The following is a 25,868-nucleotide window of genomic DNA, read 5'->3' on the forward strand; positions in this document are numbered from 1 at the left end:
GCGGTCCCCCCCCCCCAACACACACAACACACCCAAAGGTGGTGAGCATCAGTCAATATAACTAGCACAAATTCCGAGAAGATATAACCCCCTATAATGGGTAACCAACGTTTAATAGTAAGTTTTCTGCTTACAAAATTGCTGATTCTACAACCAACTTGCCTCCCTACCTGCGTTCAATGTACCTACAGGCGAGTATAGAGGCTTCGTACAGCAATAACATAGGAATTGCGAGACCTATCTGACTTATCACATCGGGAGGAGTCAAAATTGCAGCCAAGGTAAATATAACCACAATTGCGACCCTGCGTTTTCCCGCCAAAATTTTTGACGAGATCAGGCCCATCCTAGCCATCATGGTGAGTATTACGGGCAGCTGGAACGCCATGCCAAAGGCAAACATTAGCTGCAATACTAAATCCAGGTATTCGCTCACAGATGGCATAAAGTCTATGGGTACACCAACTGAAGCATCTCTATTCTCGAAACCCATAAAAAACTTCCATGCCAACGGAAATATGTAGTAGTACACCATAGCTGCACCGGCAGTGAATAGGACCGGCGCGGCTACTAGATACGGCAGTAAAACCCTTTTTTCCTCCTTGTACAGGCCGGGAGCAAGGAACATATAAAGTTGCCAGGTAAAAACAGGAAATGAAAAAAATAGCGCGGCAGTTGCACCTACTTTTACATATACAAAAAAGGCTTCGGTGAGGCCTGTGTATATAAGAGAAAAGTCTTCATTATCACCTGCAAGCTCCACCAAGGGGACTAGCAGGAACTCATATATCTTATCGGAGAACAGATAGCAGACGATAAACATTCCTATAAAACACATGACGGAGAATACAATCCTTCTCCGGAGTTCACAAAAATGCCCTGCTAATGACATGTTACCCGTATCCATTGGATGCACCACAATTGTAAGAGTATAGGGGAATTGTGACATACTTGAGGAAATTTACCAAGTAGTCCGCACAGCGGCACAATCACACATTCCCCGCCTACCTGTGGTAGACCGATCGCTCCTAACCACGTTTTCTAACTGTAATTCCGGTGCACGTAAGACTCAACTATCTCGAGAAACTCCCCAAGCACGTTTTCACCCTGGAGCGTGCAGAGCTTTTTTCCGTCCTCATACACGGCAGCAACCTCTCTTTCCCCGTTTCCGGGAAGACTGATGCCCAAATTCGCGTGTTTGCTCTCACCGGGCCCATTGACCACGCATCCCATGACTGCAACCGTCATGTTGACCACACCGGGGTTGCTTTTTCTCCAAACCTGCATACGCTTCTCTATGTAGTCGTTCACTCCGCTTACTAACTTCTGAAAGTAAGGGAAATTTGTGCGCCCACAACCTGGACAGGAAGTCGTCTGGGCGGAGAAAAACCGCAGACCTATAGCCTGCAGAATCTCCTTACATACCCTAACTTCCTGTGCCCTATCCTCTCTAGAAGTGGACGTCAGCGACACCCTTATAGTATCACCTATGCCCATAAGCAAGAGGTGTGCTATCCCGGCTGTACTGCTGACTATACCTTTCAATCCAGTGCCTGCTTCGGTTAACCCCAAATGGAGAGCGTAGTTGGCAGACTTGGATAAGGCAGAGTACACCGCCACCAGGTCACGCACTTTGCTGGTTTTACAGGAAAGCACTATTCTATCACGCGGCATGCCTATACGTTCCGCAAGCTCGGCACTTTGAAGAGCGGACATCACTAGGGCTTTTCTCATCACCACGTTATCCGGGTACGGATTCGCCAGAGATGCATTATCACCCATAAGCTTGCCTATCAAGGCCTTATCTAGGCTCCCCCAGTTGACTCCTATCCGAACTGGAATATCATGCTTTATTGCGTACTCTATGACAGATTCAAAATTCCTATCTCGTCTGTCGCCAAAACCTACATTTCCCGGATTTACCCTTATTTTCCCAAGAAACGCTGCATAATCCGGGTACTTGCCCAGTAATCCTGCGACCTCATATTGGCCACAACCAACAACCATTTTCTCATCGAAGCCATGGCTGACTAAATGCTCAACAATCTTGGGAATGCTTTTTATAGACTCCTCAGAATTTATGGCAACCCTTATAAGCTCAGACCCCTCCATTGCGAGACAGAGAATTTCCTCCAGGTCGGAAGAGAGGCTTCCAGAACCCCCAAGAGCCATAGATTGCACCACTACAGGGTTGCCACCACCTATGACAACCCTACCTACTCTAACCGCACAGCTGACCCGCGCCGTGTGTGGCGACCCAACAACAGACTCAAACTCCGCTACACCCAAAGCGGCACGACAATCGACCACTATACCCCTCCTCTACGGGAGTGCATGCTAGTCCATGTACTGTATGATGTAGTCGTCTTCATATTCGTCGTCATCGAACTTCCAGGAATCCAGAAAGTCCCTACCGACAACTCCTGTCTCCCCACTTCCGGCAGTGTGCGTCTTCCCCCTGGTACTCGCACCCTTGTCATCCTTTGTGAGAGGCGCAGCCTCAGGGGCAGCTTCTGACTTACCACGGACATCACCTTCAGCCCGCTTAGCAGCCCTCTCAATCTGCTTTCTACCTATCTGCTTAGAAGGCTGCCCGGCATCAAGCTTCTTGAGCTTACCTGGGTCAGGCGCTTTGGTAGAAGCGCTCTTCACCGGAGCAGCCACACTACCACTCTCTACAGAACTTGCAGACTTTTCGGCATCATCATCTGATTTCTTTGCGGTAGGAGCCACCTTTTTGCTTTTGGAAGTTGGCTCTGCCAGCGGCGCAACGGCGGAGGGCTTCTTTTTGCCTGCAGAAGGCGCAGCACCACTACCTACAGGTATAGGTGCAGCCCTAACCGAGCCGCCGCCATCAGATTTTTTGGCACTTTCCCCTTTCAAAACCTTTTTATCATCGCCACGCTTGTCAGTGGAGCCAGCCGCGTCAGACAGCTTTTTCTTGGTCTCCTGAAGATGCTTAGCAGCGGCCTTCTTGCCAGCTGAGACAGATTTATTATCATTAGCCGAAGAAGCGCCACCTTTCTTCTCCTCCTTGTTTGAACCCGCAGAAACGGCACCTACACCACCATTGGCGTCAGGTCCGGCCGTAGCAGTAGCAGGGGGGTTAACATTACTCACAGAAACCTTCCCGCCTGAGCTAATACCAGCAGCGGGGGAGCTGGATGCGCCACCACTTTGAGCCGCCGACTTAGCGCCAGGAAGAGCAGCCTTCTCAGATTGGGTAGACACACGCTTCTTGCGCCCACTGGTAGGAGTGCGCGCTTCCAACTCTTCAGGCGCCTCATTCCTAAGTTTCAGATCCACGTCCAAAAACCTCGCACCTTCAACCCGGGCAAGATCCATTCCTTCCTTGTTTATCATGCCCTTACCGCCGCTTTCCACCCTATCCAGGGGAACCGCACCATACTCACGCAACTTTTCCACGACATCACGCTTCTGGATACCAGAACGGCCACTAATGCGCCTATCAGAGGCCCCTTTCCCCTCTGTGCGCAACTCCCGCGTACCAGAGCCAACATCCGCCAGGATGTCTTCCCTGCGCTGCTTGTACACCTCATAGGACTGGGCAAAGCCCTCATCCTCATCAAAGAGGTCCCCTCCTGGATTATATGGGGGAACGTAGTTCCTACTCATCTCAAATACGTACTTTTCACCACACGAAGTTACAAACAGCGCCAAACCCAACAAAGAAATCACTAACCTTGACATGGAACCAACCGATGAAGTTAACACAACATACCACGCACTAGACACACTCACCACGCCAGACACGCGAGACACCCACAGGCAAGCAACGCACGCTGCCCACTATACCCACGTAGGAACGCACCCACGCGCATTACATACATTATTACTCGCGGCAGCACAACATTTATCACACAAAAAGCATGCAAGCTCGTACTGTTATTGAATCAATTCAGAAACTTTTAGTGTATCTATAATCTCCCTAACTCTAGTTCTGCATATTAGGTCATATTCGCTCACTTCCGAGATGGAGTTTACCTCACAATATGCGAGCTTGTCCATAGCATTCATAATAATGTTGGTTATATCCAAAAATGCAATCTCGGAATTTAAGAAGGCTTCCACTGCAACCTCATTCGCAGCATTGAGCATTATGCCCGCAGCGCGCGGCTTGGATGAGCAAAGCGCTTCAAATCCAAAATTCAGTGCGGGAAAACGCTCGAGGTCGGGCTCCATGAACGTTAGCCTACCATAAGACGCCAGATCGAGAGTGCTGCTGCATACGGTTGCCCGCTGAGGCCAGTACAGCGCGTGTAGTGTGGGTATGCTCATGTCTGGTATAGACATGAGGGAAATGGATGTTCCGTTTGGATACGCAGCCACAGCGTGCACCACAGACTCTGGGTGTACTATTACGTCAATCTTGTCTGGATCAAGCGAAAAAAGGTAGTGCGCTTCTATGACCTCCAATGCCTTGTTAACCATAGTGGCGCTATCAACTGAGATTTTGCGCCCCATCTTCCACACAGGATGCATAAGAGCATCGTTAGGTGTCACAGTTTGCATCTGCTCTCTGGTCCACCGCAAAAACGGCCCACCAGAAGCTGTTAACGTAACCCTATCGACGCACCTGTCATGAGCTAGTATTTGGAACACAGCATTGTGTTCGGAATCTATAGGAACGATATTGACGCCCATTTGCTTGGACGCATTGACGAGTAAGTCACCCCCGCAGACCACGCTTTCTTTATTCGCCAAAGCAATTGACTTCACACCCGATTCTATTAGACGTATTACTGGGTGCAAAGCAGCTATACCTGTTATGGCCATTACCGCACTGTCCACACTCTGAGACGCCGCATCCATGACACCGGTGGTACCCGCCCCTACTTCGACATCTGTATCACAAAGCAACTCCCGCAGCGTCCCATACGCGTCATCTTCGGCTATAACGGCCATGTCTGAGCCCAAAAGCCTCGCTTGCGACGCCAATAGGTGTGCATCCTGCCCAGCAACCAAGGCTACAACTTCAAAGTCATCAGGATTGTCGCGCAAAATCTGAACTGCCTTCTGTCCTATGCACCCAGTCGAACCAAATACAGAGACTCTCTTACGACCCATGTGAAACACCCAACCTTTCGACCTAAGTGTGCCCCACGAGAACCCACACTAGGCCCTGGAACAGGATATCAAAATACTGGGCCAAAAACAAGGCAGCGACGCTCAACAATGTACAAACAACGGCAACAGCGGTCAGGCCCAAGCGACGCGGAAGCGCTGGATGCTCGGCACCTCTTGCCGGTTGGTCAAAGTACACCACCCTAGCAATGCGAAAACAGTAAAAGCATGGCACAGCCCCGACTGCACACGCGAACAGAACATACGGGAAAGCCACAACCGCCGGGATGTCTGACATCACAATGGACTTGAGTAAAAAATATTTGGGCCAACATCCCACAAACGGAGGAAACCCCGCAGTCGAAATCATAGAGGTAACCAACGAAAAAGCCACAAACGGGTTGTTGCGGTACATACCGGCGAGGTCTGCTAATTCAAATCCTTCATCATCATACCTGAGGAGCACAGAAAAAATCCATGCGTTGATTACCAAACTTGTCAACACGTAGTGCGATATGACACATGAAGATGTGCCGTGCAGGGCAACTACCGGCAGCACATACCCAAGTTGCCCTATGTTGGAATATGCAAGCAGCCTTTTGATGTTGCTCTGCCGTAAAGCACCGAGCTCTCCAATGATTGCAGATAACCCAGAAACGAAAATAATCCCGAATAAAATGCTCTGTTGCAGTATACCATTCTCCCCAATAATTCGGGCAAGTAGCAAGATCGCCGTAGATTTTGTCACTATAAAAAAGAACGCCATAGCCGCCATGGGAGAGCCGTGATAAGTATCCACAGCCCACATGTGAAAGGGCGCCACAGCAAGCTTGAAGAGCACACCCACCAATATGAACGCGCACCCTAAAGTGGCCCCCAGCGAAGCGCGCCCCTCAAGAATCTCCCGCATCACACCGCATTCTAACCCCGTGGAGTATCCGTACACTAATGAGATTCCATAAAGCATGATGCAAGAAGAAAGAGCGCTCAGAATGAAGAACTTAAGCGCGGACTCAGACGCGCGTTCCGAACCGCGATTAAAGCACACCAGAACACAAGATGACAGGCTATTTAGCTCAAGCGAAATGTACAAAGAAAGAAAATGGCCTGCCTGCACCAAGGTCATGGCACCCAGAGCCGCAAACAGCATAACTACAGAAAATTCGTAGCGCACCTCTCTTTTTGCACACAAAAACAGCAGGGAGACCACAAACCCCGCAATACCCACAAAAATTCTGGATACGCAGGTGTACTGAGTATGTAACACGAGGCCGCTAAATAGGTGAACGTCTTCAGCAACGTGATGGGCAACACCCGACCACCAAGAGAGAACAACCACCACGCCCATAGAAATCGCCGATAGCCTATGTATCCAGCGTGCATCTACCACCATACCCAACAGAAGGACAACCATTGCTGAGCCCAGAAGATAAAGCTCGGGCAGCATGTACAGTAGATCTCTCCAGCACATACTCAGCCCCAGGAAGGTTGAAGTTTATGTAGAGGCACCAATAAATGCTCTACGGCAGGCTTTAACATGGTAAGCAATGGCGCAGGAAAGACACCAAGCACCAACACAAGTATGGCTAGGGCCGCTAAAATGGCAAATTCTCCAATGTTGATGTCATCAAACTTGCCAGAACCCGCAGGAGCGGACCCCCAAACAACCTCCTTACACAGACGCAGCATATACGCAGCGCTTAGTACCATGCCTACAGCAAAACAGATAACCATTGGCCCAAAGGCCTTAAAAACTCCAAGCATTGATAAAAACTCCCCCATAAACCCGGAAGTACCCGGAATTCCCGCAGAAGCCATGCTGAAGAACACTATCATCGCGGAAAGCCTTGGCATCTTCGATGCCAATCCACTACACTCAGACATCTCCATGGTCCCCGTTCTGCTATATATCATACCAACACACAGAAACAGCGCAGCAGATATCAGGCCATGACTTAGCATCTGATAGACCGCCCCCAGCATCCCGGCCTCATTCAAGGAAAACATCCCAGCAGCAACAAAGCTCATATGAGCAACAGAGGAATATGCCACGAGCATCTTCATATTGCGTTGCGCAAACGCCGTTAAAGATGCATAGATCAACGACACCGCACTCAAGCAGATTACAAATTTCGCAAAATGGGCACTAGCCGTTGGCAACATTTGGATGCAAAATCTCAAAAGCCCATACCCACCAAGTTTGATCAGTAACCCTGCAAGCAGCACGGATCCAGCTGTTGGCGCCTGCACATGCGCGCTCGGTAGCCATGTATGGCAAGGAACCACCGGAAGTTTGACGGCAAACACAATGAAACACAAAATCCAAAAGTACACTTGCCAGTGGAAGTGTACATTCGTCGCCAGCCCAACGGCAGTATCATCGAATGACGAGGAAGTTGCGTTGGCAACAGCATCAATACACGCCACAGCAGCCAAAAATCCGACCGAAGCTGTAGCCGTGTATATAAGAAACTTAAACGCGGCACCTACTTTATCACCATGACCCCAAAACCCGATCATGAAAAACATCGGGACCAATGAAGCTTCAAAGAAAATAAAAAACATTAAGATGTCATGTGTGCAGAAAACTGCAATCACAAGACTCTCTAACAAAAGCAACAACGCGAAAAAAGAAGGAACGGTCGGCGCCCCGCCCGGACTAAACACACAAAAAAGTGAACATACAAGAAACAGGAAAGAGGACAGCACCGTCAATGGTATGGACAGCGTATCCATAGAAAAAATCTGCCCTACCCATAAATGGGAATCTGTCTCCCCAGCGAAATCACCCCCTTGCACCAGCGGTATAACGCTTACACAAAACACTGCCAGCGTGACAACCACGGCGGCTGGACCTACAGCCCTGGACATAGCACCGCGCGAAAACGCCGCCAGACAAGACCCCAACGCCGGTATTAGGATCATCAGAAGAATCACCGTATCATAAAACCATATACCACCAACAGTGTAGTAGCTACCACCCCGGACAACATGACAAGAGCATAATCAAACGCGCGCCCGCTCTGCACCTTGACACTATATCTGGCGCATGTGCTCACCGCCTCAGTAATACCACCTAAGAGGAAATAATCAATCACTTTTTGGTCTACAACGACCCGAAAGGTCGTGGCTATTCTGCCCATTGGACGTACTAGCGTCAGGTCATACAGCTCATCAAAATAGAATTTGTTCTTCAAAACCGTATGGACCAGCCTTGCAAGCTTGTCCGGGAAGGCAATAACACGCAACCTGTTGTGGTAGGCTAGGTACAACAACGCACCAGCGACACCCAATATTGCGGGAAGCAGGGAGAGCAGCAGCCCGATGTCTTCATGTGCGTGCACTTTTAGGCTTCCACCCCAAAATTCACTTCCAGTAATGCCCCAAAAGCTCTTGAGCAACATGCCGGAAACCACTGCCCCAACTGCTAGTACAAGCAGCGGGAACAGCATAATGCCACTGGATTCATGTATAGACGAAATTCGCTTTGTAGAAGGATTGTGAAACACCTTGAGCATGAGCCTACACGAATACACGGAAGTAAGACAGGCAACCAAATTCGTCACCGCAAATCCAACGCTGCTGGCACTGCTACTTTCAATGATCAGCTCCTTGGAATAAAACCCAGCAAAAGGAAACACACCCATGAGGGACAGGGAGCCTATCCACATCAGCGCGTAGGTTAACGGTATATCACGCCAGCAATTCTTGCTCATATGTGTAATCCTCTGCTCACCAGCATTAGAGTGAATTACGTTACCAGCAGCAAGGAATAGTAGAGACTTGAAAAGCGCGTGTGTCGCCAAGTGAAAAATCGCCAAGTGGTAGTTGGCGGTTCCACATGCCACAAACATGTAACCCAGCTGACTGCAAGTGGAATAGGCTATTATCTTCTTGATGTCTTCCTGCACAATTGCAACTAGCGCCGCAACCAGGCACGTCGCCAGCCCAATCACTAGCACAACGTCCAGAGCGGCTTGTGATAGCTCAAAAATTGGCGAGCAACGCGCAATTAAAAACACACCTGCTGTCACCATGGTGGCTGCATGTATGAGTGCAGATGCAGGAGTGGGGCCCTCCATGGCATCCGGAAGCCAAGTGTGGAGGCCGAGCTGGGCGGACTTTCCCATACACCCAAGAAATAGTAATATGCATGCAATGCTTACAATCTGTGTTTGGTATCCAAGCACGCTCACGGTGCCGAAACCTTCCCCGTTTGAAATCTGCTCGAAAATTTCATCGAAACTCAAAGAGCGAAATACGTAAAAAATGGCCAACATACCACACAGAAAAAACAGATCCCCTACTCTGTTCACAACAAACGCTTTCATCGCAGATCTGTTTGCTGCATCTTTTTTGAACCAAAACCCTATAAGTAAGTAAGAGCATAGCCCAACACCCTCCCAGCCAAAAAACAGCTGCACGAAATTTCCGCTGGTAACCAGGACCATCATGAAGAAAGTGAAGACGGATAAGTAAGCGAGGAACCTAATTCCGCCACTATCGCCGCTCATATATCCTATCGAGTACAGATGCACCATTAGTGACACAGTAGTCACAACCACAAGCATTATGGCGGACAGTTTATCAATGCAAATTGACCATGCGATCGCCATATCTCCAATTTGGAACCAGGGCATAACCCCAACACTGTAGCGCTGCTGTAGTGTAAGAAATAGGTACCAAGACAGTACCGCTGAACAAAATACGCACGAAGATATTATACCGGCAGACAACAGTCTGCTGCGTCCCATTGCCTGCCCAATAATAGCCCCAATTAGGGGAAGCGTAACACAGAGAAACTCAACACTAAACATACAACCACCACGGGACACGGGCTATATGGCAGCCCCCACCTCCAAAACAAAATGCACAAGAACGTGCGCCTTTACCACCTTTAACTACATCTTCAACGAACTCGCCTCACTGAGGTCAATATCCCCAACATTTCTGAAATGCGCCAGCATCACCGCCAGGCCCACAGCAGATTCCGCAGCCGCAACGGTAAGTATGAACACCGCAAAGATCTGCCCTTGAATGTCCCCCTTATAGGCAGAAAAGGCCACAAAATTCATGTTTACAGCCAGCAACATAAGCTCCAGGGAAAGCAAGGCATTGATCGCACTCTTTCGCCCTATCACTATGCCACAGGCACCAACAACAAACAAAGCAGCCGCGAGCACTAAAAAGCAATTCAGAGACAAGCCGGCATTTACTAGAAACTCCATATCACCCCTCCTACACGGAGTAAATCAACTAAATTCAGCGCAAACGGTTCAGTCCACATCAGAGACGCCCACACCAACTCCAGGTGAAAGTAACTTAATCTTAGACGACCTCCTAAGTTGCCGGCCAACATCTTGCTTCAAGGACCGGCCACTGCTGCCACCAACCACCAAAATCAGGCTCCCAACCCCAGCAATGAGCAGTAGAACTCCAGACAGCTGGAACGCATAAGCATATTCGGTGTAAAGCTGCGAACCTATGAGGAACACGTTATCTGCGCCACCAAACCCCTCTGAATCGCCAATTGCAGCGGATTTGACGTGAAAAATTGAGTATACCATGCAACCAAAAAACAGGAGCATGCATGCAACCCCCAGTGGATAGTGCCTGACTAAGCCGTGTTTAGACCTCACCCGATTGATATCTAGCATCATTACAACAAACAGGAAAAGCACGGCAACAGCCCCTACATATACTATGACGAGAAGCATAGCCACTAGCTCTGCCCCCAACATGATAAATACGGCGCTGGAGACAAAAAAAGTCAAAATCAGGCTCAAAACTGAGTACACCGGGTTTGGCAACAGGACAACACCCACAGCAGATAGTACCACCACTCCCGCAAAGCAGAAGAACAAAAAGCTGAGCACCGGCCCCTCACAGCGATAACACCGGAGATGATAACATAACAACGCGCAGGTGCAAGTTCATTCAGCCCAACCCACCGGCGATTTACGTGCAAAAGACCCCGCCAGACATTGATGACCGCCACAGCAGCACCACAAGCATCTTTTCAACTTGCAGTAAATAGCACACGTAGTAGGGGAGCTGCCCTCGTTCACGAAGCCGCAACTCTGCGCTTTTCCTTTCCCTTACCACCAATGCGGTCTTCAACTACATGCCTGAAGTGGCGAAACAGGCCTTGTATAGGCCATACCGCAGCATCTGCAAGGGCACAGATCGTGTGGCCTTCAATTTGGGATGCAACATCGAGCAGTTTGTCTATCTCACCGTCTTTTGCGGTCCCATCGACCATTTTTTTCATCATTCTCCACATCCATCCAGTACCCTCTCGGCATGGAGTACATTGACCACACGATTCATGCATGTAAAAGCGAGCAATTCTCTCGATTGCCTCTACCAGATCTGTAGACTTATCCATAACTATCAACCCAGCCGTGCCGAGACCGGATTGCACTGCCTTTAGGGAGTCAAAATCCATCATCACATCGTCACAAATAGACTTAGGCAACATAGGAACGGAAGAGCCACCGGGTATTACAGCCAAAAGGTTATCCCAGCCACCAACAACGCCACCGGCGTATTTTTCTATAAGTTCCCGCATCGGGATTCCGAGCTCTTCTTCCACGTTACACGGCTTATTCACATGCCCAGAAATACAGAAAATCTTTGTCCCAGTATTATTCGGCCTACCCAAGGAGGAAAACCATTTTGACCCCCTACGCATGATGTCCGCAACCACAGCGATGGTCTCAACATTGTTTATGGTTGTGGGGCAGCCGTACAGACCCACAGCCGCAGGAAATGGGGGTTTCAACCTGGGCATTCCCTTTCTCCCTTCCAGGGATTCTAGCTGTGCGCTTTCCTCCCCACAGATATATGCACCAGCGCCCCTATGGATAAAAATATCCAAATCGTAGCCGGAAGAGCATGCATTCTTCCCAACCAACCCGTGTTTGTATGCCTCATCCAAAGCTTGAGACAACACTAAGTATTCTTGATAGAACTCACCCCTTATATAGATATACGCGGCGGTGACGCCCATAGAAAACCCGGCTATTAGAATGCCCTCTATGATCTTGTGCGGCTCATATCTGATTATGTCTCTATCCTTGCAGGTCCCTGGCTCTGATTCATCAGCATTAATTACCAAGTACGCTGGACGGCCTTCTGGGCGCGTTTTAGGCATAAAGCTCCACTTCATCCCCGTGGGGAACCCAGCACCACCTCTCCCTCTCAACCCAGAATCTTTGACCTCCTGGATTATTTTGTCGGGGCCCAGCGCCAGTATCCGCTTGGTACCATCCCACGCTCCACGCTTCTTAGCCGCCCCAAGATACGGAGACTCTCGGCCAGCAAGGTTGGTAAACGCCACATCCTCGCTTTTCACTCAACACCCCAACGAGCAAACAAATCAAATACTAACCCACAATTCCAAGAACAGCAAACCCGTAGAACCAACCACCCGCTTATTTTTGCAAATCAAGTTTCACACATTTATTATTTCAGCAAGCTTATGGATGCCGTGTTCCCAGCTGTAACCGGCTCGCAAAACACTATCCATAGAGCTTAATGCCTTCTCCCCACGCAACCCAATTGGTACTTTAGTGTAAGGAAAGAATGCCTACCAAACCAGCCTGGAAAACTTACTGAACCTGCCCTCAGCATGTGGCTCCGCTGGCACAGAGTCACCACTCTTGACGCTTCTATAATAAAGTCCAGACCCTGCTCCATCTTGCCATCACGTACGTCATATGCACGATAAGACCCTACTCTACCGACGTTGGAACCGGTAAGCCTGTCAGCAATCATCCAAAACGACGTCCGGTATTTGGCGCGTGCAGTGAATTATCCCATTCAATGACTGCACTAAATCGTCCAAGAGAGCGATAAAATTATCCGCTCCAAGTGTCCAGAATGGAAAACGGCCCCGGAAGTGGAATACCAGTGTGCTCGTTAGCAACTAGATGGTCAGCCGTCTACCCCAACACCGCATTCATAGGCGGCTGATACGCACGTAGCCGCCCAGAAAAACCCTACTTATCAAAGAGCCCCCTCAGAGAATTCAAGTACACCTTTATAATACTCCTTTATAGGGCTCATAATATCCTCAAACTCTACAGAATGGGGGAAGAACTCCAGCACCGATGCCCCACGGAAAGAGGTGCGGAACCTTACAGAAGCCAGTTTGCGCCACAACTGCCCCGGAAGCTTCGCGCTAAGCTCACCCAACAACACGGGCTGCATATTGAAAATGAAAAACACGCCACTTTGTCTGGGACTACAGTGGGATAAAACTTCGCTTTTCCATCCACCCCTAGCGATTAGCTCAACAGCCCAGTCTACTGCGCTTAAACACTTCGGGTCAAAATTACGTGGCTAGGCACGTGGTCAAACTTCTTAGAAGTCGCAGCCACATCACTACAGAAGAGCACCAAACCACCCTCTCGCTGTATTCTTCTATCACTTTGACTGGATAACGCTGGATCCAAGACTGCTAGCTTCGCGCTAAGCTTACCCAACAACACGGGCTGCATATTGAAAATGAAAAACACGCCACTTTGTCTGGGACTACAGTGGGTAAAACTTCGCTTTTCCATCCACCCCTAGCGATTAGCTCAACAGCCCAGTCTACTGCGCTTAAACACTTCGGGTCAAAATTACGTGGCTAGGCACGTGGTCAAACTTCTTAGAAGCCGAAGCCACCAGCACATAGTGCCAAGCTGCCCTCCGCGGCATTAGAGTTGCTACCGCCCTGACGCCAGACAAGGCTGCACCAAGAATGGCTAACTTCTTTATTCGCAAATGCCACCCCAAATGAAACCGACAGCAGTGCGCTGCCAGAGATGCACAGGGTGCACAAGTCCATTTAGGCGCCGAACTCCTCTTCGACCTTCTTCACTATGTCATCCGGAGGGTTCTCACCCCAACCAGAGTAGAGAATCTCGCCATAGAGCGCAACATCCATAGAGCCACTCTTGCTTTTTGCAAGAAACATTTCTCTCTTGCCTTTGTCCACCAGCACATAGTGCCAAGCTGACCTGCCCTTGTCCTTGCCTCGGACAAGAAACAGGCAATCCAGCCTGCCTTTCCTAGTAGCACTGGCAAACCCCTCACTACTTGCCCTGGTAGTTCTAAGGACGCTCTTGTCCTCGCTAAAGACCGCGGGCCTACCAGTTCTATTCTCTACAATACTGGCAAACTGCTTACCAGCACTTTCCTCGCTCCCCCTCTGGGTAAAAGATTTCTTCCCACCGAACCTAGCGGCGAACCCCTTCCCGCTACCAGCGGAACCCCCCTGATCCGTCATCGTGCAAATCCTTCAAAAGTACAACAATCCGGCAAAACAGCAACTCGCGTAGAGTGTACCATGCGCAATGCCCGAGTTCAACACTATTTGGTCATGGTAGTTGACATTGATTATCAAAAACATAACCCTACTTGGAAGAATACGCGTGGTAAAGTATACGCAGCATGTTTCCCGCGTAACCGATTGTATTAGCAGATAGTATGCACAAGTTATTGATACTGACCGGGCCAACAGCCTCTGGAAAATCTGAGGTGTCCGGAATAGTGGCAGAGCGCCTGGGGTGCACGATAATCAATTGTGATTCGAAACAAATTTATCAGCACGTCCCGACAATTACTGACCAGGCAGAATACCTGCAGACCAACCCACAGTTTCGATTGTATAGCTATGTGCACCCAAGTAACAATTACTCGGTAGGGTTGTGGCTGGAAGATGCAAAGCAAGAAATATTGCTCGCTTGGAAGAAAAAATCATTCCCCATAGTTGTCGGGGGAAGCGGCCTGTACATAAACAGCCTGATATACGGGCTTTCTGAAATGCCCCCAGTAGACGCACACATCAGGCAGAAAGCCAGGACCCTGCTTAGTGAAGTTGGAAACGACAAGTTTTTTGAATTGCTGCTTCTGCAGGACGCAAACGCCAGCAAAATTGACCGACGAAACTCCCATCGGCTTTTGCGGGCTTTTGAGGTGTTTGAGAGCACCGGAGTTTCAATATTCTCTTGGCGAGAGCGTCACCCAAGGCAGCGTCCTTTCGAAAATTGCGAGGTGTGCGTTTTACTACCTCCTAAAGAGGAGTTATACCCCAGAATTGACAGAAGGCTGGTAGACATGATCAACTCATCCGCAATATCTGAGGTTGAGTATTTGATGTCACTAAACTTGCCTGCAGATGCCCCAATCATGAAGGCCATAGGAGTGCGAGAAGTTATGGAATACTTGCGCGGAAACATAAGCCTGTCCGAAGCCATAGAAAACTCACAAAGAAACACACGGCTATATGCCAAGCGCCAGTATACGTGGTTCAGAAGGCAACTACCTGAAGATGCGCGGGTCCTCAACACCCGGGAAGAAATGGTGCAGCATCTAATATCCAGTCTAACGGAGATGGAGAAGTAAAAACCGATTGCTGAGCAGCCAGCATTAAGCCAGATACCAACTTGTTAGTCTATGTATCTGTACGTATTAATAGTAAACTCAAATGGCACTACCCCGGCCGAGGCCATTCTGACGTTAGACAGAGAGAAAGAAACCAGTACTTTACGACGTTCAGTATCGGCCAACACACCGTGTACTATGTGTTTGACTCTAAACTCCACAACCGCGCTGCTAAGTGAGGCCACACTGCGGGGCAATAGCTCAACCTTGTCAATCACTGCTTCAAGGGATATGGCATCAGTCTTATATTTTGATATCAGCGGGTGTATAACCGCACCTCGTTCCATAATGTTTTTGAACGCAACGAACACCCTTCTGGACGAGTTATTCTTTACGAAACCCAGCTGTGCCTCCGTACTGTCAGGAGAGTATGACTCATAGCGTTTCACGTACTCCCCCGCTAGGTAGGAAGAAAGAAGATCTTCCTCCCTTTCCTCAACATCCACGCTAAGCCTCTTGATCCGCAAAAACTCGTCGCTGTACCGGTCTGTATATTTTATGAAGCTAAAGTCAGTCTTGGTAGGAAACATAGAGTACGTATCCAACATCAAGAACAGAAGAAACGTTAAGAAAACCACGAGCGAGACGCACAGCCATGCCCTTTCACTAACGGCAACTAAATACTTACGGCAATACCATTCCAGCGCGTCTTCAAAGTATTTCTGACTTTCGCCGATAAATTCACTCATTCTATTTCAGATAACTCCCGACACTGCGCGGCAAAAACCAAATTTCCAGATTACCTTGTGCCCGTGCGCGCATGCTACTTCAAAACAGTTGCTATTGTATTTACTAGTCAGCAATCTGGGCGGCTATGCGGATGTTTTCACGCTTTATATAAAAAGTCCACAAATTTCTTAAAATAGCAACTATATACCACCATCAACCTAGGCCCTAAGCCGCCCCCTTTGGGCACTTGGTCTATTTCAGCTGTCAACAACATCCACCTCAAGGCTTTTCGAGGTCCGGACCCCTAGGTTTTTCAGGCTTTTTGTGCGGGCAAGTATGTTCCCGTGCCCCTCAGAAAGCTTTTTCATTACATCACGGTATGCGCTACCGGCAGTATCTATCTGCTTACCCAACTTTTGCATATCCTGAATGAAAGACGCAATTTTGTCGTACAGCGCTCCCCCTTGGCGAGCAATTTCCAGCGTATTGCGGTTTTGGTTTTCTAGCCTCCATAGAGATTCAACCGTCTTCAGAGTTGCCAACAGTGTAGACGGACAAACCACAACTATCTTACGATACCACGCATACTTGTGAAGCTCTGCATCCGCCTGAACAGCCAGAAAATAAGCGCTCTCTATCGGAATAAACATTAATACAAAGTCCGGAGCATTTATGCTTTCTACGTCGGAGTATCTTTTACTCGAAAGGTCGCTTATGTGCGCCCTCACAGAGCCTACAAAATGCTTGAGGTGCGTCAGCCGCGCGTCTTCCTGTTTCTCCGAACAGTACTTTTCGTAGTGCACTAGTGACACTTTAGAATCCACAATAATATGCTTATCCCCAGGCAGAAGTATAACTACATCTGGATATTGCTTTCCTCCATCAACTCCCTGCAGGCCCATACCTGCACCGTGTAGTTTGTAATCCTGCCCTCTGCGCAGACCAGAATCTTCCAGCACCCTTTCCAAGATGACCTCGCCCCAATTTCCTTGGATTTTTGTCTCCCCCTTCAGTGCATTGGCGAGCCCCTCAGCTTGAAGTGTTATCTTTTCATTGGCGAGCACTATACGCTGAATTTCGTTCTTCAGTGAAAACTGCTCCTTGCCATGCCTGATAAATGCCTCTTCCAATTCACGCTTTAGGGCTTTCATATTCTCCCTCACCGGCTCCAACACTCCGCTCAGCCCCTCACGCGACATTTTGTTCAGCTTATCAACTTTCTCATCAAAAATCCTATTCGCAAGGTTCTCAAAGTGTGCCCTACACTGCTCATCAACACACTTCAAAAAGCTATCCAGCTGCGCTCCGGCCTGTTCTAAATTTTTCTTCTCAACCTCAAGAACCAAGGCCCTATCTTTGGCATCTTGCAATTTGAGCTGTAAAGCCTGCACTTCTTGCCTTAAGGAGGTATTTTCACCTTCCACTACCTGAAGCTTTTCCTCAAGGTGCCTTTTTGCTACGCTAACATCTCCATAAGTGCGGCTTGAAACCCGGGTCCTCAGCGCAAAAATATACGTGACGGAAAACACGCAAAGCGCCTCTACCACCAGCACAGATACCGTATGCCAGGTAACATCCAGCATCATAAGGGCTACTCCACACAAAATGGTCTTACAATTGTAGGGCTTATCATATAGTATGTCTAAGTTCTTTTGAAGCGCGATTCAGGAATTCCAGTGCACGATATTGAGCTTATTAAAAAAGACCCTACACTGTTTGACAGGGCTATGATATCTCGCGGGTTCGATAAGCAAGCAGAGAGGATTATCGGGCTAGATACGAAAAAAAGGGGGGAGTTGTCTGCGTTGTATTCTCTGCGAGAACAACGTAACACAGTCACGCGGGAAGTGGCACTTCTAAAGCGCGATGGGGTTGAGTGTACATCCCAAATCGAGGCCTCAAAAAAACTGGCTGAAGAAATAGAAGCACTAGAGCGCAGGATTAAAGAAGATACAGAACTCTCCAGCCTACTCGAAAGCCTACCTAATATTCCTGATTCCATGGTCCCGGTAGGTAGCGATGAGAATAGCAATGTTGAAGTGAGGTCTTACGGACAGAAGAGAGATTTTGCTTTTGATGCCAGACCCCACTATGAGCTTGGCGAAATGTTAAACCTGTTGGATTTCAGGCGTGCTGCGCTGCTTTCCGGAGCAAGATTTTCCATCTTAAAGGGCCAATTAGCGGGGCTTGAAAGAGCATTGGCAAGCTTCATGCTAGACATGCACACTAAGGAGTTTGGGTACACAGAGATATCACATCCCATCCTAGTGAACGAGCGTACAATGTACAACGTGGGCCAATTACCGAAGTTTGATGATGACTCCTTCCGGACCACAAATAACTTCAGGCTCATACCAACCAGCGAAGTTGCACTAACCAACCTGGTGTCTGGAGCAACAGTCCCACACAATTCTTTGCCAATAAGGTTTACTGCATATTCTCAGTGCTTTAGGGCAGAAGCCGGAAGTGCTGGTCTAGACACGCGAGGTGTAATACGGCAACATCAATTTGGTAAGGTTGAGCTTGTTAGCATCACCACAAGTGGCGCGTCAAATGCCGAACTTGAGAGGATGACTTCAATCGCGGAAGAGGTGTTGAAGCGGCTTGAGCTTCCGTACAGAGTCATGCTTCTATGTTCCGGAGATATGGGGTTTTCCGCCAGTATTTCCTACGATATAGAAGTATGGATGCCGGCTCAAAACAAATATAGGGAGATCTCCAGCTGTTCAAACTGTAAAGATTTTCAATCCAGAAGGATGGGAGCCAAGTATTTCTTTTTTGAAAACAAGAAAAAGCACTCCGAATTGGTGCACACCCTAAACGGTTCTGCACTTGCCATTGGGAGGACAATAGCCGCCATTATGGAGAACCACCAAAATGAGGACGGGTCTATCACCATTCCAGACGCGCTGAGAAAGTATACCGGAACGAGTAAAATAATGCGTGCAGAAGATGCGCTGCCTTAGGTTTGTACTGGGCCGCGGTTGCGGAAATAGAACTTGGTCTTCTCAAGCAGTATTTGCATGGCAAAGGCTGGCCAACACGCCGGAAATGCGTAGTCATCCCCAAATGCTTCGACGTATGTAGTGCAGATAGCCCCGTTAATGGGCACGGCGTTGTGCCCAAAACATCTGTGTGCGGCAAAACGCTCAACCCCTCAATGACGACGGAGATGCGCTACGTATGCCACAAGCATCACCTATTACAACCTCGTTACAACTCGCACTAATCGGTTGATCACCTAGACATCTTACCTCGGGCAACAAGCACACAACACCGTAATTGCGTTTAGACACCGGCTCTGTGGGCATGCCAGATATCCGAATCGCACCATCGCACCCAAGAGACTCCATCTCGATCAAATTGGGAATGCGCACCGCTTCAGGTGCATAACCGGATGTAGGTGAACTCCTACAACCTGATAGTGAAGCCGGGTTCATCCGACCCCTATGCAACAGACTATTGGCTCTGTTAGAAGCACGCGCCACCTGTGCAGAAAAGCACATGCACAACCCGAGCAGACACAAAATTGCGCCATGGACGGAGAGCGAAATGAACAGATGCTTGTCCACATCTTGCTCTTTGTATTTACTAACAACATACGATGCACACACAGAGGTAAGCGCACTGCAAGTAACTACAAAAGCCGCAATGTGCGCAGCCATGGTTACCTGACTACTGTTCACGACTACTCCTCAACATATCCAAAATAGAATTAGGCTCAGCGTGCGCAATGCTACCACGCATTATGACAATTTCAACATATTTCTTATTATCTTTACCAATTTTACTGACGGTAGTCGCAATGTTACATTCTGAATCAACACCGGGCGTGCAACCTCCTAAGTGAAGAGCCAAAAGGCCTATACCGACCCAGACCAGGCATCAAGCTTGGAAGCTTAGCCTATTCCCACCGCACCAGAGGGGGCATGGACATCATTATTGCGTCCGGGTTCCCATTGGTCATAAGGCCAAATCTCGTTCCTCTATCGTATATCAGATTGAACTCGACGTACCTACCGCGCTTCAATAGTTGAAAGTTGCGCTCTTTTTCTCCCCACGTTTTGTGCATGTTTTTTCTAACTATGGCGGGATATACTCGCAAAAAGCATTCTCCGACTTCCCGTGTAAACGCAAAGTCTTTTTCCCAATCTCCGGTGCACAGGTTATCGTAAAATATTCCGCCTACACCGCGCATTTCTTTCCTGTGATGAAGATAAAAATATTCGTCACATTTTTGCTTGAACCTGGGATAATATTCGGGATCAAACTTGCCGCACGCAGCACGTATACCCTCATGGAATGTGGTTTTGTCATCTTCGTCGTAGTATATAGGGGTCAGATCCATGCCACCACCAAACCAGCTCTTTGCAGTACACATAAACCTGGTATTCATATGCACTGCAGGTACAAACGGAGACTGCATGTGCGCAACTACGGAGATGCCGCTGGCCCAGAACTCTCCCTCGCTTTCCTGTGCCCCAGGTATTTCGCGGGCAAAGTTATCACCCATTATGCCGTACACCGTTGAAAAGTTTACCCCGGCCTTCTCAAACACTTTGCCGGCAATCACAACTGATTCGCCTCCACCACCACCTTCTCTATCCCACGTCCTGCGCTTGATGTCTGGACGACTGTCGGAAAACTCCCCTTCGATCGCTGAAAATTCATCGACAATCTTATCGCGTAACTCGCGAAACCACTGTGCAGCCCTTTCTTTCCTTTCGTTCATACAAACCCAACTACTGACGTGTAAAGCGTACACGAATTCCGAGTATAGACAACCATAAAGCATCTGCCAAAGAATCGGCGCAGCAGCACCAGATCTGCAGACAAAATTGACGGCGCAGGCACACACAAACGTCACTGACAGTGGCACCTCAAGTGAGAAATCGGTGTTAGGAGAAGTTTGGCTGCAGCGAGGACACGACTTATTGCTCCCCGCGGAATTCACAGCAGAGAGTTGTACCAGTACCGTGTGTTGTGAATAGCTCAAGCAGCAGGACGTGGGGTATGGTGCAATCAACTATGTGGGACGTGCCGCATGTTTCACGGGCGAATTTTATACATGCCTGCAGCTTGTGCAGCATGCTTACGCTCATTCCCTCATCCTGCAGCAGTTTTTCTGCTCCATCTGACGAGATTTCCCGCAATAAATGGCCTTGGGTGTCTTTCACGCAATCAGCGGCATCCGCCAAAAGCACCAGTTTCGCAGCAGACATGGCCGAGGCTATTGCACTAGCCATGAGATCCGGATTTACTACGTAAGTTACCCCATTAGCCCCGCTACACACCGGCGAGATTACTGGAATAAAGTCTGACTCCTCAAGGAGAAATAGCAGATCTGTGTTAACTTCGCTAGGCTCGCCTACAAACCCCACATCCATGATTTTCTCTATGTTGTTCGGGCCCCCATCGCGCAAGGTGCAGCATGTCTTTTTCGCTCCCACCAAGCATGCATCCTTCCCACTAACACCTACAGCAGAGCCCCCAGTATTGTTTATTTGCTGAACCACCTCTTTGTTCACAAGGCCGGACAGGACCATCTCCGCAATTTCCAAGGTCCCCACATCCATAACCCGTAAACCGTTGACAAAAGTACACTCCCTGCCAAATTTTGCCAAAACTTCCTCAACTTTGTAGTCGCCCCCATGCACAACAATCGGATTTATGCCAACCTGTTTCAATAGCACTACATCGCTTGCAAACCGTGCGGAAAGGTTTGCGTCTTTCATTGCGGCTCCATCGTATTTGATTACAAAAGTCTCCCCCGAAAACCTCTGTATGTAAGGCAGAGATTCAGATAATACTTTGACGTCACGCAGCCACTCACTATTTCCCAAAAATTGACCAGCATTAAGTTCAGACACTGCGCTCTCCCGGCCACTCTTTGACACATTTTGAGACTTCATGAACCAACTCCTTTATCCCCTTTCCAGACTTGCTGCTAGTCCCAATTATTGGACGTAGCAGCATACAACACCCCTCCACCCTGCCCTGTACGGCAGATAAAACATCGTCAAACTCCCTGTCAGTCAACCTGTCGATCTTGGTAAGGACCAAGCTATAGTGCACACAGTGTTCCTCAAGCCAGGACATAAAATCCATGTCTATTTCCCTGAGCCCGACTTTAGAATCTATAAGCAAAACCAACCGATGTAAAGTTTCCCTAGTCAGCAAGTAATGTTCTACCAACGACATGTAAGAACTTGCGCTTTCTTTCGATGCCTTAGAATATCCGTAGCCAGGGAGGTCAACAAGCGCAAGTACCCCTTCGTTCAGGTAGAAGTTGATTTGCCTGGTAGACCCCGGACTGGAAGACACTCTGGCACCCTTTCTATTTCTCGTCACCGCGTTAATTAAGCTAGATTTCCCCACATTGGACCTTCCCGCAAAAGCAACCTCAGGAACCAGAAAGTCTGGCAGGGAACGCTTATCTTGCACCCCGGCGACGAATTTGCACTTAGACAACATATAATGGCCTATATCTCGTGGCACTTAGTGTACATTGCACAGCGGAGGTGCAGCATTAAAAATTTACAATCCCACTGCAGAGAAGCCACAGGTAACAAGCCCCGAACATTATGGTCGCCCACTCGGGTAATGTATGGGCTACGGGCCCCATGTCCGCGAACATGATACAATGCCAAACGTATCTGCCAAAATGCAAAACTTACTAAAGTGCATTGATTGTTTTAATCTACGCGCGCGGCATACAGCACAAAAAATTTACAACGTTCTGCATAGGTGCTAACATGGCCGTGTTTTGCAATTTCGGTTTCGAACGGCTGCCCTAGCCATGAGGTACAGGTAAAACTATGAGCTTTGAAGACAGCCTTGAGGGGCTGTGCGAGAAATTTCGTATTTTGAAACGTCAGCTATCTAATCCTGAGTCGCTTGGAGTCCAGGCTTTCGTTGTTGCGTCCAGGGAATATTCTGATCTACTCCCTATAATGTCTCTAATTGAAGAATACCAGACAACACAAAAAGAAATCGGGGAGCTGGAAGAGCTTATCAATAGTGCGGAAACAGATGCAGAATTAGCCCACCTAGCAAAAGAAGAGTTATATACAAAGCAAAAGTCAATCCCGAAGCTAAAGCACCAGTTACAATTGTCTCTACTACCGAAGGATAAGGATGACTCACGCAGTGCGATTTTAGAAATTAGAGCTGGTACCGGGGGAGAGGAAGCTGCGCTGTTTGTGTGCGATTTGTATCGTATGTACATAAAATACGCAGAGAGAAAGTCATGGAAGGTGGAGCCTATAGGCATCTCCACCACCGGCATTGGTGGATATAAAGAAGCCTCTTTGTGCATAGGGGGAAAAGACGTGTTTGCGCGGTTGAAGTTTGAATCTGGAGTGCACAGAGTGCAACGTGTACCGGAAACTGAATCTTCGGGTAGGTTGCACACCTCCGCGGCAACTGTTGCCGTATTGCCGGAGGTTGAAGAAGTAGACCTAAAAATCGACGAAAAAGATCTCAGGATAGATGTCTACAGATCGAGTGGTCCGGGCGGGCAGTCAGTCAACACAACCGACAGTGCCGTTAGGATAACACACATCCCGACAGGTATAGTGGTGATACAACAAGACGAAAAGTCTCAGCATAAAAACAAGAGCAAGGCCCTAAAGGTGCTCAGGGCAAGGTTGTATGCTATGGAAAAACAAAAAATAGAAGATGAAATATCAAAAATGCGCAAGAGCCAGATAGGCTCGGGTGACCGTTCAGAGCGTATCCGAACCTACAACTTCCTGCAATCCAGAATTACCGACCACCGTATTAATATGACACTATACAGGCTTGAACACATAATGAGAGAGGGAGATCTTGATGAATTTGTCGATGCCCTCATCGCTGATGACCAGGCAAACAAACTGCGGCAGATTTCCCCCTAGCATCCCAAACCATACACATCACACAACCTACCGAAAGACGTGCATATTACGCCATGATGCCAAAACCTCCCGCAGTCACAGTTGGTAGCCAAAATAACAACCAGAGCCTATACGTAATACACCCAAGTAGTGTCGCATAATTCCCGAACTACACCCTGTTGCAAATGCCACCCAAGGGCGTATTGGCGTTACAGAGGAAGATTATCGTGCTTGCGCCAAGCCCGTGCAACCTGCTTGTCGCGCAACATACTTAGAGCAGAGTGCAAATGCCTCCTAGTGGAGGACGGAACTATGACATCGTCTATAAACCCTCTTGAAGCTGCAACGTAAGGGTTGACTATCTTGTCATTATATTCCTGCACCAGCCTCTGCAAACATTCCTGGTCTTTTTCATGGCGGAAAATAATTCCAACAGCACCTTCCGAGCCCATTACAGCTATCTCGGCACTGGGCCAAGCATAGTTGACGTCCCCACACAGGTGCCTAGAATTCATAACAATATATGCGCCTCCATAGGCCTTGCGGACAATAACGCTTATTTTCGGCACGGTCGCCTCCGCGTACGCGTACAGCAATTTAGCACCATGAGCTATTATGCCAGAATATTCTTGAGACACACCCGGCATGAACCCAGGAACGTCAATAAGCGTGACAATTGGTATGTTAAAGGCATCACAAAACCTTACGAACCTGGCAGCCTTTCTTGATGCATCAATATCCAAACACCCAGCCAGATGCAGCGGCTGGTTCGCTACAAACCCCACAGTGTGGCCGCCTATCCTGCCAAAGCCTGTTATAATGTTTTTCGCAAAATCCGGTTTTAACTCGAAAAACACCCCCTCGTCACACACTTTGTGTATAAGCTCGTACATATCATACGGAATGCTGCTACTATGGGGGACCAGAGTGTTTAAGGACTCGCTTTCTCTGTCCACAGTATCTCTTGTCTCTCTGAATCTGGCAGTGCTCTTATTATTTGCAGGCATAAACGAGAAAAACTTCCTTACCTGACGCAGCGCATCAATTTCATCGCTAAAAGCGCGATCGGCAACTCCGGTCTTCTTCGTGTGTATGGCAGAGCCGCCCAAATCTTCCTGGGTAACTTCTTCAAAGGTAACCTTCCGAATAACATCCGGTCCGGTAACAAACATGCATGAGCTGCCACGCACCATGAATACAAAGTCAGTCAATGCGGGGGAATACACCGCACCACCTGCACATGAACCCATGATTAGAGATATTTGCGGGACCACCCCAGACATTTCAACATTTCTACGAAATATCTCGCCGTAGCCGGCCAGAGAATCCACTCCCTCCTGTATACGGGCACCACCGGAATCGTTAATCCCTATCACAGGCATCCCCACCTTGGCGGCTATATCCATAATGTGGCAGATCTTCTTCGAGTTCATCTCGCTCAGAGATCCACCAAATATCGTGAAGTCTTGTGAGTACACACATACCCTCTGGCCATATATTGTGCCAGAACCGGTGACAACACCATCTCCCGAAATTTTCGCCTGATCCATGCCGAAGTTGGCGGATCTGTGCTCCACAAATACTCCGTATTCTTGAAAAGAGCCTTCATCAAGCAAAACCTCAAGCCGTTCTCTAGCAGTGAGCTTACCCCTACTGTGTTGCTTCTCCACCCGGGACACGCCACCCCCAGTTTTGAGCTGGGATTTTTTACTTTCTAGCTCCTGAATAACTGCGGAACACATCACATACCTGAACAAATTAAACTGTAGCACGCGAAATTATACCAAAAAAATCTCTCGATTT

General features: G+C 48.6%; 24 protein-coding genes. 3 read left to right on the plus strand and 21 right to left on the minus strand.

Going from position 1 to position 25,868, the window contains the following annotated elements:
* Positions 1 to 166: 166 nt before the first annotated feature.
* The 14 genes from tatC to AOV_RS02680 all read right to left on the minus strand — a co-directional run bounded on the left by tatC (position 167) and on the right by AOV_RS02680 (position 14,362).
* Positions 167 to 907, minus strand: coding sequence for a twin-arginine translocase subunit TatC (gene tatC / locus AOV_RS02620; protein ID WP_075139018.1), 741 nt, complete (start codon positions 905 to 907; stop codon positions 167 to 169).
* 134 nt (positions 908 to 1,041) lie between these two features.
* Positions 1,042 to 2,310, minus strand: coding sequence for a flavodoxin-dependent (E)-4-hydroxy-3-methylbut-2-enyl-diphosphate synthase (gene ispG, locus AOV_RS02625; protein WP_075139019.1), 1,269 nt, complete (start codon positions 2,308 to 2,310; stop codon positions 1,042 to 1,044).
* Positions 2,311 to 2,337: 27 nt separating this feature from the next.
* Entirely contained in the window at positions 2,338 to 3,711 is a 1,374-nt protein-coding gene (locus AOV_RS02630; protein WP_233497097.1) for a TRP75-related protein, read from the minus strand.
* 195 nt (positions 3,712 to 3,906) lie between these two features.
* Positions 3,907 to 5,088 (minus strand): 1-deoxy-D-xylulose-5-phosphate reductoisomerase, encoded by a 1,182-nt coding sequence (gene dxr / locus AOV_RS02635; protein ID WP_075139021.1) that lies wholly within the window; start codon positions 5,086 to 5,088, stop codon positions 3,907 to 3,909.
* Between the two features lie 22 nt (positions 5,089 to 5,110).
* Positions 5,111 to 6,556 carry an NADH-quinone oxidoreductase subunit N gene (locus tag AOV_RS02640; RefSeq protein WP_075139022.1) on the minus strand — a complete coding sequence of 482 codons (1,446 nt, stop codon included), beginning with the start codon at positions 6,554 to 6,556 and terminating at the stop codon, positions 5,111 to 5,113.
* 2 nt (positions 6,557 to 6,558) lie between these two features.
* On the minus strand, positions 6,559 to 8,022 hold the full coding sequence (locus AOV_RS02645) for an NADH-quinone oxidoreductase subunit M (RefSeq protein ID WP_117374435.1): 1,464 nt from the start codon (positions 8,020 to 8,022) through the stop codon (positions 6,559 to 6,561).
* Positions 8,019 to 9,902: an NADH-quinone oxidoreductase subunit L gene (gene nuoL, locus AOV_RS02650; protein WP_199463048.1), complete on the minus strand. Its 1,884-nt coding sequence runs from the start codon at positions 9,900 to 9,902 to the stop codon at positions 8,019 to 8,021. The genes AOV_RS02645 and nuoL overlap by 4 nt, the downstream gene beginning before the upstream one ends.
* An 84-nt stretch (positions 9,903 to 9,986) precedes the next feature.
* Positions 9,987 to 10,313, minus strand: a complete 327-nt coding sequence (gene nuoK / locus AOV_RS02655) for an NADH-quinone oxidoreductase subunit NuoK (RefSeq protein ID WP_075139024.1) — start codon at positions 10,311 to 10,313, stop codon at positions 9,987 to 9,989.
* Positions 10,314 to 10,361: 48 nt separating this feature from the next.
* Positions 10,362 to 10,961, minus strand: coding sequence for an NADH-quinone oxidoreductase subunit J (locus AOV_RS02660; protein ID WP_075139025.1), 600 nt, complete (start codon positions 10,959 to 10,961; stop codon positions 10,362 to 10,364).
* Between the two features lie 188 nt (positions 10,962 to 11,149).
* Positions 11,150 to 12,442, minus strand: coding sequence for an NADH-quinone oxidoreductase subunit NuoF (nuoF, locus tag AOV_RS02665; RefSeq protein WP_075139026.1), 1,293 nt, complete (start codon positions 12,440 to 12,442; stop codon positions 11,150 to 11,152).
* A 179-nt stretch (positions 12,443 to 12,621) separates the two neighbouring features.
* Positions 12,622 to 12,864, minus strand: a complete 243-nt coding sequence (locus AOV_RS05410) for a hypothetical protein (protein ID WP_233497099.1) — start codon at positions 12,862 to 12,864, stop codon at positions 12,622 to 12,624.
* Between the two features lie 231 nt (positions 12,865 to 13,095).
* On the minus strand, positions 13,096 to 13,317 hold the full coding sequence (locus AOV_RS05415) for a hypothetical protein (RefSeq protein ID WP_233497100.1): 222 nt from the start codon (positions 13,315 to 13,317) through the stop codon (positions 13,096 to 13,098).
* Between the two features lie 86 nt (positions 13,318 to 13,403).
* Positions 13,404 to 13,607 carry a hypothetical protein gene (locus tag AOV_RS05420; protein ID WP_233497101.1) on the minus strand — a complete coding sequence of 68 codons (204 nt, stop codon included), beginning with the start codon at positions 13,605 to 13,607 and terminating at the stop codon, positions 13,404 to 13,406.
* 314 nt (positions 13,608 to 13,921) lie between these two features.
* Positions 13,922 to 14,362, minus strand: a complete 441-nt coding sequence (locus AOV_RS02680; protein ID WP_075139029.1) for a hypothetical protein — start codon at positions 14,360 to 14,362, stop codon at positions 13,922 to 13,924.
* 200 nt (positions 14,363 to 14,562) lie between these two features.
* Here AOV_RS02680 and miaA point away from each other — a divergent pair, with 200 nt between their 5' ends.
* Positions 14,563 to 15,480, plus strand: coding sequence for a tRNA (adenosine(37)-N6)-dimethylallyltransferase MiaA (gene miaA / locus AOV_RS02685; RefSeq protein ID WP_075139030.1), 918 nt, complete (start codon positions 14,563 to 14,565; stop codon positions 15,478 to 15,480).
* A gap of 44 nt (positions 15,481 to 15,524) precedes the next feature.
* Here miaA and AOV_RS02690 read toward each other — a convergent pair whose 3' ends face one another.
* A complete protein-coding gene (locus AOV_RS02690) occupies positions 15,525 to 16,208 on the minus strand; it encodes a VirB8/TrbF family protein (protein ID WP_075139031.1) in 684 nt (227 codons plus the stop codon).
* Between the two features lie 237 nt (positions 16,209 to 16,445).
* Positions 16,446 to 17,774: a DNA recombination protein RmuC gene (gene rmuC, locus AOV_RS02695; RefSeq protein ID WP_199463049.1), complete on the minus strand. Its 1,329-nt coding sequence runs from the start codon at positions 17,772 to 17,774 to the stop codon at positions 16,446 to 16,448.
* A gap of 90 nt (positions 17,775 to 17,864) precedes the next feature.
* On the opposite strand from rmuC, the gene serS reads away from it, so the two are divergent.
* Positions 17,865 to 19,154, plus strand: a complete 1,290-nt coding sequence (gene serS, locus AOV_RS02700) for a serine--tRNA ligase (RefSeq protein WP_199463097.1) — start codon at positions 17,865 to 17,867, stop codon at positions 19,152 to 19,154.
* Positions 19,155 to 19,337: 183 nt separating this feature from the next.
* Here serS and AOV_RS02705 read toward each other — a convergent pair whose 3' ends face one another.
* The 4 genes from AOV_RS02705 to yihA form a co-directional block, all read right to left on the minus strand.
* Complete coding sequence (locus tag AOV_RS02705) at positions 19,338 to 19,874, minus strand: hypothetical protein (RefSeq protein ID WP_075139033.1); 537 nt, start codon at positions 19,872 to 19,874, stop codon at positions 19,338 to 19,340.
* A gap of 218 nt (positions 19,875 to 20,092) precedes the next feature.
* Positions 20,093 to 20,920, minus strand: a complete 828-nt coding sequence (gene hemF, locus AOV_RS02710) for an oxygen-dependent coproporphyrinogen oxidase (RefSeq protein ID WP_075139034.1) — start codon at positions 20,918 to 20,920, stop codon at positions 20,093 to 20,095.
* Between the two features lie 199 nt (positions 20,921 to 21,119).
* Positions 21,120 to 22,100 carry an acetylglutamate kinase gene (argB, locus tag AOV_RS02715; protein ID WP_199463051.1) on the minus strand — a complete coding sequence of 327 codons (981 nt, stop codon included), beginning with the start codon at positions 22,098 to 22,100 and terminating at the stop codon, positions 21,120 to 21,122.
* A complete protein-coding gene (yihA, locus tag AOV_RS02720; RefSeq protein WP_075139036.1) occupies positions 22,051 to 22,662 on the minus strand; it encodes a ribosome biogenesis GTP-binding protein YihA/YsxC in 612 nt (203 codons plus the stop codon). Before yihA ends, argB begins: the two co-directional genes overlap by 50 nt.
* A 344-nt stretch (positions 22,663 to 23,006) precedes the next feature.
* On the opposite strand from yihA, the gene prfA reads away from it, so the two are divergent.
* Positions 23,007 to 24,086, plus strand: coding sequence for a peptide chain release factor 1 (gene prfA, locus AOV_RS02725; RefSeq protein ID WP_075139037.1), 1,080 nt, complete (start codon positions 23,007 to 23,009; stop codon positions 24,084 to 24,086).
* 188 nt (positions 24,087 to 24,274) lie between these two features.
* Here the strand turns inward: prfA and AOV_RS02730 are convergent, their stop codons facing one another.
* Positions 24,275 to 25,807, minus strand: a complete 1,533-nt coding sequence (locus AOV_RS02730) for an acyl-CoA carboxylase subunit beta (RefSeq protein WP_075139494.1) — start codon at positions 25,805 to 25,807, stop codon at positions 24,275 to 24,277.
* Positions 25,808 to 25,868: the final 61 nt, after the last annotated feature.

Origin of the sequence: Anaplasma ovis str. Haibei, from assembly GCF_002214625.1 — a bacterium.
GTDB lineage: Bacteria > Pseudomonadota > Alphaproteobacteria > Rickettsiales > Anaplasmataceae > Anaplasma > Anaplasma ovis.

Excerpts from the sequence above, each read along its gene's own strand:
- AOV_RS05410 (WP_233497099.1), bottom strand. The coding sequence starts at position 12,864 with ATGATTGCTGACAGGCTTACCGGTTCCAACGTCGGTAGAGTAGGGTCT.
- AOV_RS02630 (WP_233497097.1), bottom strand. The coding sequence starts at position 3,711 with ATGTCAAGGTTAGTGATTTCTTTGTTGGGTTTGGCGCTGTTTGTAACT.
- nuoL (WP_199463048.1), bottom strand. The coding sequence starts at position 9,902 with ATGTTTAGTGTTGAGTTTCTCTGTGTTACGCTTCCCCTAATTGGGGCT.
- AOV_RS02640 (WP_075139022.1), bottom strand. The coding sequence starts at position 6,556 with ATGTGCTGGAGAGATCTACTGTACATGCTGCCCGAGCTTTATCTTCTG.
- AOV_RS02680 (WP_075139029.1), bottom strand. The coding sequence starts at position 14,362 with ATGACGGATCAGGGGGGTTCCGCTGGTAGCGGGAAGGGGTTCGCCGCT.
- AOV_RS02730 (WP_075139494.1), bottom strand. The coding sequence starts at position 25,807 with ATGTGTTCCGCAGTTATTCAGGAGCTAGAAAGTAAAAAATCCCAGCTC.
- dxr (WP_075139021.1), bottom strand. The coding sequence starts at position 5,088 with ATGGGTCGTAAGAGAGTCTCTGTATTTGGTTCGACTGGGTGCATAGGA.
- yihA (WP_075139036.1), bottom strand. The coding sequence starts at position 22,662 with ATGTTGTCTAAGTGCAAATTCGTCGCCGGGGTGCAAGATAAGCGTTCC.
- prfA (WP_075139037.1), top strand. The coding sequence starts at position 23,007 with ATGAGCTTTGAAGACAGCCTTGAGGGGCTGTGCGAGAAATTTCGTATT.
- hemF (WP_075139034.1), bottom strand. The coding sequence starts at position 20,920 with ATGAACGAAAGGAAAGAAAGGGCTGCACAGTGGTTTCGCGAGTTACGC.
- rmuC (WP_199463049.1), bottom strand. The coding sequence starts at position 17,774 with ATGATGCTGGATGTTACCTGGCATACGGTATCTGTGCTGGTGGTAGAG.
- miaA (WP_075139030.1), top strand. The coding sequence starts at position 14,563 with ATGCACAAGTTATTGATACTGACCGGGCCAACAGCCTCTGGAAAATCT.
- tatC (WP_075139018.1), bottom strand. The coding sequence starts at position 907 with ATGGATACGGGTAACATGTCATTAGCAGGGCATTTTTGTGAACTCCGG.
- nuoK (WP_075139024.1), bottom strand. The coding sequence starts at position 10,313 with ATGGAGTTTCTAGTAAATGCCGGCTTGTCTCTGAATTGCTTTTTAGTG.
- AOV_RS02690 (WP_075139031.1), bottom strand. The coding sequence starts at position 16,208 with ATGAGTGAATTTATCGGCGAAAGTCAGAAATACTTTGAAGACGCGCTG.
- argB (WP_199463051.1), bottom strand. The coding sequence starts at position 22,100 with ATGAAGTCTCAAAATGTGTCAAAGAGTGGCCGGGAGAGCGCAGTGTCT.